Genomic DNA, 12,534 nt, shown 5'->3' on the forward strand with positions numbered 1-12,534 from the left:
TCAAACGTGCGATGGCCCGCAAGCCAGCCTGCCAATCGGGAGCTGTGCGCAGTGTAGGGACTCGCGCGGCACTCCGCGTGACGTGGGTCACGCTTGCCGGATCGGCATTCCGTCAGAGCTGCGAGGAGAACAGCGACGCCAGCCGTTCCAGCGCCTTCTCCCGCCACGGCCGTTGCAGCCATTGCGCATGGGTGATCTCGCGCGCCTTCTGCAGGTCCTGCTCGAACACGCCGGTGACGCGCTGCGCGAAGGCGTCATCGTAGAGGTTGAGGTTGGCTTCCTCGTTGAGGCGGAAGGACCGGTTGTCGAAGTTGGTGGAGCCCACCGACACCAGGTGGCCATCCACGATGAGCATCTTGCAGTGGAACATCGTCGGCTGGTACTCGAAGATGCGTGCGCCCGCGGACAGCAGGTCTCCCCACTCCGCGCGCGAGGCCTTGCGCACGACTTCGGTGTCGATGTGTTCGCCGGGAACGACGATGCGGATCTTCACCCCGCGCCTGAGCGCATCGGCGATCACCTGCCGCATCAGGTCGTCCGGCACGAAATAGGCGGCGGAAAGGTCCACCGTATGTTCGGCCGCCGCGATCGCCATCAGGTACATCAGCATCATGCTGTCGCCGCCACCGCTGGGAGAGGCGATGAACACCTGCGCGGGCGTGTCGCCTTCGCGTGGCAAGGACGGGAAATACGCCTCCCCCGACAGCACGCGGCCCGTGGTCTTGATCCAGTTGTCCATGAAGGCGGCCTGCATCTGCGCCACGGCCGGCCCGCGCAGCTGGTAGTGCGAGTCGCGCCAGTGCCCGGGATCTTCGGCGTGGCCGTTCCACTGGTCGGCGATGCCCACGCCACCGGTGAACCCGACCCGGCCATCCACCACCAGCAGTTTGCGATGGGTGCGGTTGTTGATGCGCCCCAGCGTGTACCAGTGCAGCGGGTGGAAGTATTCCACTTCGACGCCGGCGGACTTCATGTGGTCGATCAGGGTGTCATCCACTTTCTGGCTGCCGACCCAGTCCAGCAGCACGTGCACCTTGACGCCGGCCTTGGCACGCGTCGCGAGCGCCTTCGCGAAGCGTTCGCCGATGTCGCCCGACCAGTAGATGTAGGTTTCGAAGGTGATGGTGTGCTGCGCGGCTTCCACGGCGGCGAGCATGGCGGGGAATATCTCCGCCCCGTTCTCCAGGTTCTCGACATGGTTGCCCGGCAGGATGGCGGGGCCCAGCAAGGTGCCCATTTCGCGCTGGAACTGTGCGTCGCGCACGCCGTACTGGTGGCTTACTGCATGGTCGACGCGCTTCTCACCACCGGTGAAGTTCAACCACAGGATGGTGATGACGAACGCGCACACCGCACCCACGACAATCCAGAGCATCTTCTTCCTCGTCAGCCAGGCCATCCCGCAGTCCCCGTTTCCAGTGCGGCCCGAGGGACCGCCACGCCAGCGTGAGGGCCGGTGCGTAAATGTGATGTGGACGCCAAGGTCCTTTGTCATTGCCTGTTCAGTTGCGGACGCCGATCCTGCGCATCGGACGCCGGATCGCCGGCAGGAGAGGGGGTTGCATCATGAAGGCTTTCAAGACACTGCTTGCCACGGCCGCGCTGGGACTGTCCCTGCAGGCTGCGTTGCCGGCCGTGGCGCAGACCGTGGGTTACAACGTCCGTACGGGTGACGTGTGGGTCGATACACGCCTGGGCGAGATCAACGATTACGGTCGGCGCTATCGTGATCCGTTCGTGTCGGAAATGACGGGTTACTACGGCGCGCCGCGCTCGCTGGTGACGGATCTGCTGGACCGCCGCGGCTGGGCGCCTGCGGATGTCTACTACGCCTGCGCCATCGCGCGCGCGCTGGGCATTCCCTGCCTGGACGTGGTCGACCGCTACGAGCGCAATCCCGGCCAGGGCTGGGGCAACCTGGCCAAGCAGATGGGCATCAAGCCCGGTTCGCCTGCGTTCCATGCGTTGAAGAACGGCACCGTCGGCACCTATGACCGCTGGGGCTATCCGGTGCGTGTCGACCAGCGTGTCAGTGTCGACTGGTCCAAGCATGGCCCGGGCCATGGCAAGGGTGGGTCGGCATCGGCCAAGCCCAAGCCGGCCGCCGCTTCGCAGGCGAAGAGCCAGGGCAATCCGGGCAAGGGCAATGGCAACGGAAATGCCGGCAAGGGCAACGCCGGCAAGGGAAACGGGCGGGACAAGTAAGCAGTCCCGCGTATCGGACATCGGCGGCCTCCTTCGGGAGGCCGTTTCCGTTTTACGGGGCCATGCACGGGTAAGGCACTAATCCTCGCGCGAACGCACGGCCCATCCGATGCCCAGTGCCAGGTTGAGCAGCATGCCGGTGATCACGATGCCACGCGCCACGCCCGTGGGCAGATCGTCGATCAGGTTGACCAGCAGGCTCCACGGCAACGACAACGCCCACGCGAAGGCATAGGCCAGGGGATCCGGCTGCAGGTCCCACAACCGGTGGTCGGACGCATGGATCAGGCCCAGCGCCGCGGCACAACACAGGACATAGAACACCAGCAGGCCATAGATGGCGATGCGCAACGTACGATCCCTCCGCAAAAGAGAGAGGGCGACCGGCCTGCCGCCCTGTCTCTGGCTACGTGCTGCAGGCGTCAAGCAGGCCAGCGATTACCAGCCAAAGCCGACGCCCACGCCGGCCGAACTCTCCGAACCACTGAATGCACCGCCGAACGTCACCGTGGCGCGATCCGAAATCGCCCGCTGGTAGCCGATCGACAGCGCCTGCTCACCGCCCTGGAAGCCGATGCCCACGCCCACGCGGTTCTGTGTGCGCACACCGGCCGTGCTGGTGGCCATGTTCAACATGGCGGCATTCATCGCACCTTGGCGTTCGATACGTTGATCCTGCCGGTCGAACCGCCATTCCATGTCGCTGCGCAGTTCGTCGATGGCCGCCATCGGCGCGGCGACCGCCTGCTGGAAGCGGGCATCGGTATAGGCGTTGGCGGATGACAGGGTGGTGGCGTCGCCTGCGTCGATGTCGTCCTGCACGTCCTGCCGCACCGCCGCTTCGCGTGCGTCGGTGTAACCGTTGGCCGTGCCAACCGCCGCGGCATCCCCTGCATCCATCTGGCCCTTGTTCACCGCATCGGTGGCGGTGACGCCGGCCGCCACGTTGGCCACGCGCGAACCGCCATCGCCTGCCAGGGTGATCGCGCCCTGTTCCGCATCGTCATAGGCCACCGCCAGAGGGTTGGCACCCGGTCCCTGTGGTCCCTGCGGCCCGCTTGGTCCCTGCGGTCCCGTCGGGCCGTCAGGCCCCTGTGGACCGGTCGGCCCGGAAGGTCCTTCAGGACCTTGGGGGCCAGTGGGCCCGGAAGGCCCCTGTGGCCCGGCGGGAATGTTGTCGATGCGCGTGTTCAACGCCGTCAACCGCGCATCCACGGCAGCGAAGGCGGAGCCCACGTTGTTGTAACTGCTGCCCTGGATGACGTACGTGGGCGGCGTGAAGATGCCCCCACTGAAGTCCGCGCCTCCGCCGAGCGCCTGCGCCAGCGTGTCGAGCTGCGACACGTTGACCGCATCGGTGTCTTCCGTGCCCGCCGCCAGCCGGACGATCTGGCGCAGCGTGGTGGTGTTGCCCACCGACACCGTGTTGGCACGGTCGCTGGTCGAGTCCGCGCCCAGCGCGACCGAGTTGGTGGCGTTGGCGAACGCCCCCGTCCCCAGCGCCATGCTGGAAGTCTGCGCGGCATTGGCGGAACGCCCCAGCGAAATCGCATCCACCGCCGTCGCCTGCGCGTTGTTGCCCACGGCCAGCGCATCGGTGGCGGTCGCATCCGCCGACTGGCCAAGCGCCACGCTGCGCGTGCCTGATGCCACCGAATTCTGCCCCAGCGCCGTGCTGACATTGCCGGTGGCACGCGCCGAGCTGCCCAGCGCCACGGAATTGCTGCCCTGAGCCACGGAGTTGTCGCCGATGGAGCTCGCGTTGGGCCCGGTGGCCTGCGCATTGGTACCCACCGCGACGCTGTTCTGTCCATTCGCATCGGCGCCGGTGCCGACGGCGGTCGCATCGCTGTTGTCGGCGCGGCTGCCGTTGCCTATCGCAATGCCGTTGACGCCCAGCGCGGTGACATCCGCATTGCTGCCCATCACGATGCTGTCCGTGCCGTTGGCGGTGGCCGAGTAACCGATCGCGACCGTGTTGGTGTTCAGCGCTTCGGCGAACACGCCCAGTGCGGTGCTGGTCGCGCCGCTGGCCCGTGACGCCGCGCCGATCGCCGTGCTGGCGTCGGTCGTGGCGCGGGCGTCGTACCCCATCGCCACGCTACCGATGCCGGTGGCCTGGGCGAAATTGCCCACCGCCGTGCTGGCATTGTTGGAGGACGTGCTTTGCGCGCCCACCGCCACCGCGGAGGCGCCGCTGGCGTTGGCGTTCAGGCCGAACGCCGTGGCGCCTTCGCCAGCGCCGATGGATCCGCCGCCGAAGGCGATCGCGCCCAGGCCGTTGGCGTTGGCGTTGTTGCCGAACGCGGTGGCGCTGTCGCCCTGCACCTGGCTGTTGTTGCCCAGCGCGATGCCGTTGACCGCGGTGGCGCCGGCCAGCGCATTGTTGCCGAACGCGATGGCGTTGGTGGCCTGCGAGCGCGACAGGTTGCCCAACGCCAGGCTGTCCGCCGCAGTCGCCTGTGCACCACCGCCGACGACCAGGCTGCGTTCGCCGCTGGCCTGTGCGCCGATGCCGAACGCCTGCGCGCCAAGGGCATTGGCCGACGCGCCGGTGCCGATGGCCAGGGTCTGGTCGGCCGTGGCGCTGCTCAATGCACCCAGGGCGAGCGATGCCTCACCGAAGGCGTTCGCGCCGGAACCGATGGCGGTGGTGCCGTTGCCATTCGCGGTCGCGCCGTCACCGCAGGCGAAGGCGCTGGTGCCTGTCGCCGTGGGCACGGGCGTCGGGCCGTCGCACACCTGCTGTGCGAACGCTAGGGCGGGCGCCGTCAGCCACACGATGGCGGCGGCAAGCCGATGGGTACGCGCGAACGGAAACGGACGGTGATCCGGCGCCCGGCGCGACGGGTTCGACGAGAGCGGGTTGCGTGCAGATGCGTGGCGTTTCATGTTGCCTCCGTGTCAGGACGTCAGGGGAACGAACAGACGCACCACTGCAGCGCGGCATGCGGGGCTTGCGCAGGCGAACCCGTGGATACGGAGGCAATGTTCGACGACCGGACACGGGCCACGCGGGCGGTGCGGATCAGGGACGGCGTGGATTTCAGGGGACGGAGCAGCGGCTCGGTGTTTCGACGCAGCGCATCAGCGCCATCGTCGGCGCGACCTTTCCGCGACAGGCACGGACGCCGCATGGCACGGCGCGCACGACATTTCCGGAAGGCCGGCGGGCGACAGACGAAATGCCAGGAACGCAACGCTGCACATGGGGCAGGCTCGTCGGAAGCCCGGATGGAAGGGCGACGGGCGCGAGGTTACCCCGATGCCCGTGAAGACCATGGCCGGGCGGCGCATGCCGCCCGCGCGAATCAGACGCTCAGTGCTTCCAGCGTCTTGAAGACCTGCGGCACGGCCAGGGCGGGCATGCCGCCGTTCACCGCCACCGCGCGCAAGGCGTGCTGGTAGCTCTGCCAGATCAGCTCGTCGGCATGCTGGATGTCCACGCCGCGGAACTCACCGGCCGCGATGCCGCGCGTCAGTTCCTGGCGCACCGGTTCGCGCATGCGGCGAAGCACGGCGTTCATCTCCGCTTCCACGCCGATCGACCACCGCGCGGACACACTCCACAACGCGGGGAAGGCGATGAAGGTGGCGGCATCCTCGCGCGCCATCCAGAAATAGAAATCCAGGATGCGCTGCGCATGCGTCGAACCCTGCGGACGTTCCACGATGGGCGCGCGGCGCGCGCTGTAGTCGCGGATCAGCAGGGTGGCGATGATGTCCGCCTTGGTTTCGAAATGCAGGATCACGCCACGGGCACTGAGGCCGGTCTCGCCGCCCAGGTCCATCAGCGTGGTCTGGTCGAACCCCTTGGTGAAGAACAGCCGGCGCGCGGCCTCGAGCACGGCTTCACGGGTTTCCTGGCTGGTACGTCGCTTGAAGTTCGAATCGCGTGTCACACCGCATCCTCTTGTGTAGCCCGACGGGAATCGTCACGGGGCACAGGGTCCGCATGCGTTCCTTCCATGCGGTAGCGTATGTTGTATCCCCTGTGGCTCCATTCTGCACAGGTAATGCGTGAAGTGGAACCGCCTGCGCAAAAAATCCGGAGGCGTGGCACAGGGAGGGCGCCACCGGGCTCCCAGAACGTGTGCAGCCGGGTGTTCCGCGGGTGGTCAGGGCGTCAGTTGCCGCGCCGCATCAAAGGACAGGTCGAAGATCCGCTGGACAGGCGGCCCCAGCTCGCCGGCCAGCAGCGCCAGCAGGAACAGGCCTAGCAGCAGCGCGGTAGGCAGGCCCAGCTGGATTGGGTTCAGCGCCGGCGCGGCGCGGCCCAGCACGCCGAAGGCCAGGTTCACCGCCAGCATCGCCACCATGACCGGCAGCGCCAGGCCCACCGCGGCCCGGAGCATGTGGCTGAAGAGGGCGGGTGCCACCTGCAGCATGTCCGCCACGTCGGGCAGGGCAGTGCCGATGGGCAGCGAGCGGTAGCTGTCCACCAGCAGCGACACCAGCGCCAGATGGCCGTTCAAGGTGAAGAACAGCAGGCCGAAGGCCAGGTAGAACCACTGGCCGACCACGCCGGAGTTCACGCCGCGCAGCGGATCGGACATCTGCGCGAACGCCAAGCCGGTGCCCTGCGACACCAGTTCGCCGGCCATCGCGCCGGCCTCGAACGCGAGCCGCAGCATGAAGCCCATGCTGGCGCCCAATGCGAGTTCGCGTGCCACGTTCAACACCGTGCTGGCATCGAAGGCGATGCGGTCCGGCGTGCCGGGAAGGAGGGGGGCAAGCGCCATCGCCAGCGCGCCGGCGATGATCACCCGCACGCGCACGGACACCGCGCGCGTGCCGATCAGCGGCGCGGCCATCAGCAGGGCGCCGGTGCGCAGCATCGTCCACAGGATCGCGTTGACCATGCCGAAGGCCTGCTGGCCGTCGATGACCATCTGGGTCGCGGGGTCCATCGTGTCGCGTCCGCGCCGTCAGCCGATGAGGTGCGGCAGTCGCTGGAACAGGTTGGTCGTGTATTCGACCAGTACGCCGAGCAGGTAGCTGCCGGTGGCGAACAGGGCCGCGGTCAGCGCGATGGCCTTGGCGACGAAGGCGATGGTGGGCTCGTTCAACTGGGTGGCGGCCTGGATGACGCCGATCACCACGCCGACCACCAGCACCACCAGCAGCAGGGGACCACCGACCCACAGCGCGATCTCGAGGCCGCCGCGCAGTTCGGTGAGGGCAAGTTCTGGACTCATGGGATGCGCCTCAAACCACGTTGAAGCTGGCGGCCAGCGAGCCGACGATCAGCACCCAGCCGTCCACCAGCACGAACAGCAGGATCTTGAACGGTGCGGACACCAGCATCGGCGACAGCATCATCATGCCCATCGACATCAGCACGCTGGCGACCACCAGGTCGATGATCACGAACGGGATGAAGATCAGGAAGCCGATCTCGAACGCCGTCTTCAGTTCGCTGGTGATGAACGAGGCCACTACGATGGGGAAGGGCACATCGGCCGGGCTGGTGTAACTGCCATGGCCCGCGAGGCCGGCGAAGGTCATCAGGTCGGTTTCGCGCACCTGCGCCAGCATGAAGTCGCGCAACGGACCGGTGGTCAGCGTCCACGCGCTGGAGAAATCGATCTGGCCGTTGAGGTAGGGCGCCATGCCCTGTGCCCACGCTTTTTCGCCCACCGGCATCATCACCAGCATGGTCAGGAACAGCGCCAGTCCCACCAGCACCTGATTGGACGGCGTCTGCCCGGTTCCCAGTGCCTGCCGCAGCAGGCCCAGCACGATGACGATGCGGGTGAACGCCGTCATCGCCAGCAGCGCCGAGGGAATCAGCGTGATGGCCGTCATCAGCAGCAGCGTCTGCAGCGGCAGGCTGACCGTGTTATCGCCGATCTGGCCGACGTTGACCTTGGGCAGCACGGGCAGGGTCGGCGCCGACGGCGCGGCGGGTGCGGCGGGCGTGGCGGCCTGTGCGTTGCCGGCGGGCGCGGTGGCTGCCGGCGGCGTGGTGGCGGCCTGCGCCAGCGCAGCGACGGGGGCGCACAGCCACAGCAGGCAGATCAGGGAAAGGACAAGGCGACGCATCTTTCAGGTCTCTTTGCGCAGGCGCTTGGCCAGCAGTTCGGCGAAATTCGGCATCGTCGGCGCGGGCGCCGGCGGCAGCGGTTCGGGCAGGGCGTGCAATGCGGTGATGCCACCGGCGGTCACGCCGATCAGCAACTGTTCCTTGCCGACTTCGATCACCATCACGCGTTCCTTGGTGCCCACCGACAGCATCGACACCACGCGCAGCTGCTCGTTCGGACGGATGCCCAGGCCGGCGCCGGGCAGCCGTTTGAGCAGCCACGCCAAACCCAGGATCAGGCCCAGTACCAGGATCAGGCCGACCAGCGCGCCACCGATGCCGGGCGTACTCGGGGCGTGCTGGCCGATCTTCTGCGCGGGTGCGGCAGCGGCGAACAGGACGGGAAGGAGCGTCATCGTGGTTGGCTCAGCGCAGTCGGCGGATGCGTTCGCTGGGGCTGACCACATCGGTCAGGCGCACGCCGAAACGGTCGTTGACCACCACGACTTCGCCGTGTGCGATCAGCGTGCCGTTGACGAACACGTCCAGCGGTTCGCCAGCGCCACGTTCGAGTTCCACCACCGAACCCTGGTTGAGCTGCAGCAGGTTGCGGATGGGCATGCGGGTGCGGCCCACTTCCAGCGACAGCGTGACCGGCACGTCCAGGATCACGTCCAGGCTCATGTCGGTGTCGTTGTCCATCTCCTGCCCGGCGGAGTCCGGGCTGGTGTCGCCGAAGGCGGCGAGGGTGTCTTCGTTCTCGGGGATCATGGTGTGGCGTCCTGGAAGGCGACGGGTGTCAGGGCATGGCGGGGCGGCGCCGCGTGCTTGTGGTGGCTGCCGGGGGGATGCTTGGCGGTGATCTTCACCGCGTTGTTGCCGTTGGAGATGCCGAACTCGCCGGTGAACACCGGCACCTGTTCGACGCACACCGGCACCGACTTGGGCAGGTCGATGGGCAGGATGTCGCCCACCTTCAGCTGGGTCAGCTGGCGCAGGTTGATGCGCTTCTCCGCCAGCACGCTGGAAACGGTGACTTCGGCACCGCGCAGCTGCTCGTGCAGGGTGACGCGGAAGCTGTCGTCGTCGTGCACGCGGTCGGACTGGATGCCGGCGTCGAGCAGTTCGCGGATGGGTTCCAGCATCGAATACGGCAGGGTCACGTGCAGGTCGCCGCCGCCACCATCCAGTTCCACATGGAAGCGGCTGACCACGACGTACTCGCGCGGACTGACGATGTTGGCGAAGTGCGGATTGACCTCGCTGGTGATGTATTCGAAATCCACCGGCATCACCGGCGCCCAGGCGTCGATCAGGTCGGCGAAGGTCTGCTTCAGCAGCAGGTGGATCACCCGCATCTCGGTCTGGGTGAATTCGCGGCCTTCGATCTTGGCCGGATAGCGTCCGTCGCCGCCGAAGAAGTTGTCCACCATGGTGAACACCAGCTTCGGTTCGAACACGATCAGGCCCACGCCGCGCAGCGGCTTGAACTTGATCAGGTTGAGGTTGGTCGGCACGTACAGCGAATGCAGGTAGTCGCCGAACTTGATCGTCTCGATGCCGCGCACCGACAGTTCCGCCGAGCGGCGCAGCAGGTTGAACAGGCCGATCCGCCACGTGCGCACGAAGCGCTCGTTGATCATCTCCAGCGTCGGCAGCCGGCCGCGCACGATGCGGTCCTGGCTGGCGAAATCGTAGGTGCGCGCGATGGTGGGATCGACCGGCGGCTCCTCGGTCTCGATCGCGCCGGAATCCACGCCGTTGAGCAGGGCATCGATTTCGTCTTGCGAGAGCAGGTCACTCATCATGGCGGCGGGCTTCCGTTACTGCATCACGAAGCTGGTGAACAGCAGGGATTCGGCCGATGGCTTGCCGGTCTCGGCGACCAGCAGCGTCTTCACTTCGGCCAGCGCCGCGCTCTGCAGTCGTTCCTTGCCGGCACGGCTCATCAGGCTGGTGGCGTCCTGCTGGGCGAACAGCATCAGCAGGCGCGCACGGATGGCGGGGGCATGCAGCTCGATGGCCTTCATCGCTTCGGGATCGCGCGTCATCACCTGTACTTCCACCTGCAGGTAGCGCGCACCGCCGGTCTCGCCGACCAGGTTCACCACGAAGGGCGGTTCCAGCGCGAAGTACTGCGCGGGTGCCGGCACGGTGCCGGGGCTGGCGGTCTTCGGCGCTTCAGGCTTGTCCGACTTGCCCGCATGGCCGGCGAAGTACCACGCCGCGCCACCGGCGGCGCCGGCCGCGACCACGGCGACCAGGCCAATGGTCAGCAGCGATTTGCCGCCCTTGGGCTTGTCGGCCTTGTCGGCCTTGGATTTGCTTGCGGTCTTGTCGGCGGCTGCCACGGCGATGGATCTCCTGAGGGGTCTGCCCAGGTGATGCAAGCGGTGTGCCGTGGCTGTCCGGCGGGCCCGACGGGGTTTTGACGGCTCTGGTTCCCTGTAGGAGCGACGTCAGTCGCGACCACAGGAATCAATTACCCGGAAACATTCATCACCGGACAGCCTTCGCACGGAAGGAGAATCCAAGGCGAGCGAAATCAGCGGTCGCGACTCACGTCGCTCCTACATGAGATTTTTCAGGCGTAGGCGTCCAACAGGCCCAATGCGGTCATGCGGACGGGGCGGGGAAGCTCGGCTTCACCGGTCAGCGCAGGGCCACCGGCCTCGCCGTCGCCATGGCGGCCGTCCGCGCGTTGCGGCGGGGACTGGTGCTGCTGGCCCACGTCGGCATGCGCCAGCTGGAAGCCGTGCTGGCCCAGCATGTCGCGCAGCTTGGGCAGGCTGTTTTCCAGTGCCTGCCTGACGTCCGCCTGTGCGCTGGTGAAGTCGGCGTGCACGCGGTCGCCGTCCAGGCGCAGGCGCACTTCCACGGTGCCCATCTCGTTGGGCGTGATCTTGATGTGGGCATGGCCGATCTTCTGGTCGGCCATCCAGCGCACGCTGTCGCCGATCTCTTCATCGAAACGGCCGCCATGCAGGTCCGCGCTTGGGGCCTCCATCGGATTGACGGTGGCCGTGCGCGGCAGGCCCAGCGGCGACGTGGCGCTGCCGAGGCCCGCGAGGGTGTTGCCGGTGGGGGAGGTGCTGTCGGCATCCTCGCTGCGCAGGGCGTCCACCACGTCCTTGCCCAGCGAAAGCGCTTCCGGCACCGCCGCGGCGATGTTGCCGCTGGCCAGATGCGCGGCGAAGGAAAGGAGGTTCTGCAATGCCGGCTTGGCGCCTTCCGTCGTGGCGGCGGGCAGCGGCGTGGCAGCGGTTGTCTCGGTAGGGACCGCGGCATCGGTCGGCAGCGTGGCGTCCGCTGTCGGCGTGGCCAACGGCGGTGGCATGTCCAGTGCCTGGAGCGCTGGCGCGACGGTGCCAGCTTCGGTTCCCGTCAGCGGCGTGGCAGGCGTGCGGCCGGGAATCGCTTCGGCGGCGAACGCAACGCCGGCCGGATCGGCCGGCGGCAGCAGGGTGGACGCGGCATCGCCCAGCAACGGGTTTTCCGGTGCGATGGCGATGGCGGCCAGCGGGGTGGCCACCATGGCGGTCTCCACGGGCAAAGGTGAGGCAGGCAGTGGCGCAGCCGTGTCATCGTCGGGCTTGGCGGCGCGGCGCGCAGTGGTCCGCGGCGCCTGTTCCACCGGCGTCGCGTCGGCGGCACGACGGTCTTCGCGCGGCACGCCGGGCTTCTCGCCGCGCGTCGATGCTTCCGCCTTGTCGCGCCGGACCAGCGTTTCGAAATCGGGTTTTTCCTTCGCGCCCGCGCTGCCATCGCGTGGCGCTGCATCCATCGCGGGAGCGCCGGGTTTTGCGGTATTGCCTGCGAAGGCGAGGGCGGACATCGGCGCGGGCATCAGGCTTCCTCGCTTTCCTGCGCGGCGGTGGCGGCCTGGCGCACGCGGCGTGCGCCCAGGTCGTCCATCTCGCGCTGGTCGCGGCGTTCGACCACCTGCCGTTCCTGCGCGCGATAGCTGGCGGCCAGCTGTTCCAGCACCTGCTTGTCGCGGCTGGCCAGCAGCAGGCGGTCGCGTTCGATGTCTACGCCGGTGCGGCTGCGGTCCACGTTCTGCAACTGCTGCGTCAGTGCCTGGTCGATGCGGTCCAGGAAGGCGCGGCGATTGGCCAGCTGTGCCGGGCTGGTGGCCGCCATCTGGCTGTTGGCGTATTCCTCGGCGTAGCCGCGCAGTTCTTCCAGCCGCGATTCCTGCAACGCGAGCGAGCGTTGGCGCTCGGCCAGGTCGCGGGCGACGGAATCCTCGTGTTCCTGTGCGCGGCGCAGCAGCGGGTCGATTCGGCGGGATTGCATCATGG

Annotated in this window: 14 protein-coding genes; 1 reads left to right on the plus strand and 13 read right to left on the minus strand. The window is 67.7% G+C overall.

Annotation, left to right across the window (positions count from 1 at the left end):
* Positions 1 to 112: 112 nt before the first annotated feature.
* Positions 113 to 1,375: a cardiolipin synthase gene (gene cls, locus OVA13_RS03435; RefSeq protein ID WP_267792416.1), complete on the minus strand. Its 1,263-nt coding sequence runs from the start codon at positions 1,373 to 1,375 to the stop codon at positions 113 to 115.
* 191 nt (positions 1,376 to 1,566) lie between these two features.
* Here cls and OVA13_RS03440 point away from each other — a divergent pair, with 191 nt between their 5' ends.
* Positions 1,567 to 2,205 (plus strand): hypothetical protein, encoded by a 639-nt coding sequence (locus OVA13_RS03440; protein ID WP_267792417.1) that lies wholly within the window; start codon positions 1,567 to 1,569, stop codon positions 2,203 to 2,205.
* 78 nt (positions 2,206 to 2,283) lie between these two features.
* On the opposite strand, the gene OVA13_RS03445 is transcribed toward OVA13_RS03440, so the two are convergent.
* The 12 genes from OVA13_RS03445 to fliJ form a co-directional block, all read right to left on the minus strand.
* Positions 2,284 to 2,556: a hypothetical protein gene (locus tag OVA13_RS03445; RefSeq protein ID WP_267792418.1), complete on the minus strand. Its 273-nt coding sequence runs from the start codon at positions 2,554 to 2,556 to the stop codon at positions 2,284 to 2,286.
* A gap of 87 nt (positions 2,557 to 2,643) precedes the next feature.
* A complete protein-coding gene (locus OVA13_RS03450) occupies positions 2,644 to 5,097 on the minus strand; it encodes a YadA-like family protein (RefSeq protein WP_267792419.1) in 2,454 nt (817 codons plus the stop codon).
* A 419-nt stretch (positions 5,098 to 5,516) separates the two neighbouring features.
* Entirely contained in the window at positions 5,517 to 6,107 is a 591-nt protein-coding gene (locus OVA13_RS03455; protein ID WP_267792420.1) for a TetR/AcrR family transcriptional regulator, read from the minus strand.
* 216 nt (positions 6,108 to 6,323) lie between these two features.
* Positions 6,324 to 7,115, minus strand: a complete 792-nt coding sequence (fliR, locus tag OVA13_RS03460; protein WP_267792421.1) for a flagellar biosynthetic protein FliR — start codon at positions 7,113 to 7,115, stop codon at positions 6,324 to 6,326.
* Between the two features lie 18 nt (positions 7,116 to 7,133).
* On the minus strand, positions 7,134 to 7,403 hold the full coding sequence (locus OVA13_RS03465) for a flagellar biosynthetic protein FliQ (protein WP_267792422.1): 270 nt from the start codon (positions 7,401 to 7,403) through the stop codon (positions 7,134 to 7,136).
* Between the two features lie 10 nt (positions 7,404 to 7,413).
* Entirely contained in the window at positions 7,414 to 8,250 is an 837-nt protein-coding gene (gene fliP, locus OVA13_RS03470; RefSeq protein ID WP_267792423.1) for a flagellar type III secretion system pore protein FliP, read from the minus strand.
* 3 nt (positions 8,251 to 8,253) lie between these two features.
* Entirely contained in the window at positions 8,254 to 8,646 is a 393-nt protein-coding gene (gene fliO, locus OVA13_RS03475) for a flagellar biosynthetic protein FliO (RefSeq protein ID WP_267792424.1), read from the minus strand.
* 10 nt (positions 8,647 to 8,656) lie between these two features.
* A complete protein-coding gene (fliN, locus tag OVA13_RS03480) occupies positions 8,657 to 8,932 on the minus strand; it encodes a flagellar motor switch protein FliN (RefSeq protein ID WP_324288294.1) in 276 nt (91 codons plus the stop codon).
* A 65-nt stretch (positions 8,933 to 8,997) separates the two neighbouring features.
* Positions 8,998 to 10,035: a flagellar motor switch protein FliM gene (gene fliM, locus OVA13_RS03485; RefSeq protein ID WP_267792425.1), complete on the minus strand. Its 1,038-nt coding sequence runs from the start codon at positions 10,033 to 10,035 to the stop codon at positions 8,998 to 9,000.
* A gap of 18 nt (positions 10,036 to 10,053) precedes the next feature.
* Positions 10,054 to 10,611, minus strand: a complete 558-nt coding sequence (locus tag OVA13_RS03490) for a flagellar basal body-associated FliL family protein (protein WP_267793618.1) — start codon at positions 10,609 to 10,611, stop codon at positions 10,054 to 10,056.
* Between the two features lie 203 nt (positions 10,612 to 10,814).
* Entirely contained in the window at positions 10,815 to 12,077 is a 1,263-nt protein-coding gene (locus OVA13_RS03495; RefSeq protein ID WP_267792426.1) for a flagellar hook-length control protein FliK, read from the minus strand.
* Positions 12,077 to 12,532 carry a flagellar export protein FliJ gene (gene fliJ, locus OVA13_RS03500; RefSeq protein WP_267792427.1) on the minus strand — a complete coding sequence of 152 codons (456 nt, stop codon included), beginning with the start codon at positions 12,530 to 12,532 and terminating at the stop codon, positions 12,077 to 12,079. Before fliJ ends, OVA13_RS03495 begins: the two co-directional genes overlap by 1 nt.
* Positions 12,533 to 12,534 lie beyond the last annotated feature (2 nt).

Source organism: Pseudoxanthomonas sp. SL93 (genome assembly GCF_026625825.1).
Taxonomy (GTDB): Bacteria; Pseudomonadota; Gammaproteobacteria; order Xanthomonadales; family Xanthomonadaceae; genus Pseudoxanthomonas_A.

Bases quoted from the DNA above. Each gene is read 5' to 3' on its own strand.
- cls (WP_267792416.1), bottom strand. From the start codon at position 1,375: ATGCTCTGGATTGTCGTGGGTGCGGTGTGCGCGTTCGTCATCACCATC.
- OVA13_RS03440 (WP_267792417.1), top strand. From the start codon at position 1,567: ATGAAGGCTTTCAAGACACTGCTTGCCACGGCCGCGCTGGGACTGTCC.
- OVA13_RS03450 (WP_267792419.1), bottom strand. From the start codon at position 5,097: ATGAAACGCCACGCATCTGCACGCAACCCGCTCTCGTCGAACCCGTCG.
- fliR (WP_267792421.1), bottom strand. From the start codon at position 7,115: ATGGACCCCGCGACCCAGATGGTCATCGACGGCCAGCAGGCCTTCGGC.
- OVA13_RS03465 (WP_267792422.1), bottom strand. From the start codon at position 7,403: ATGAGTCCAGAACTTGCCCTCACCGAACTGCGCGGCGGCCTCGAGATC.
- fliP (WP_267792423.1), bottom strand. From the start codon at position 8,250: ATGCGTCGCCTTGTCCTTTCCCTGATCTGCCTGCTGTGGCTGTGCGCC.
- fliO (WP_267792424.1), bottom strand. From the start codon at position 8,646: ATGACGCTCCTTCCCGTCCTGTTCGCCGCTGCCGCACCCGCGCAGAAG.
- fliN (WP_324288294.1), bottom strand. From the start codon at position 8,932: ATGGACAACGACACCGACATGAGCCTGGACGTGATCCTGGACGTGCCG.
- fliM (WP_267792425.1), bottom strand. From the start codon at position 10,035: ATGAGTGACCTGCTCTCGCAAGACGAAATCGATGCCCTGCTCAACGGC.
- OVA13_RS03495 (WP_267792426.1), bottom strand. From the start codon at position 12,077: ATGCCCGCGCCGATGTCCGCCCTCGCCTTCGCAGGCAATACCGCAAAA.
- fliJ (WP_267792427.1), bottom strand. From the start codon at position 12,532: ATGATGCAATCCCGCCGAATCGACCCGCTGCTGCGCCGCGCACAGGAA.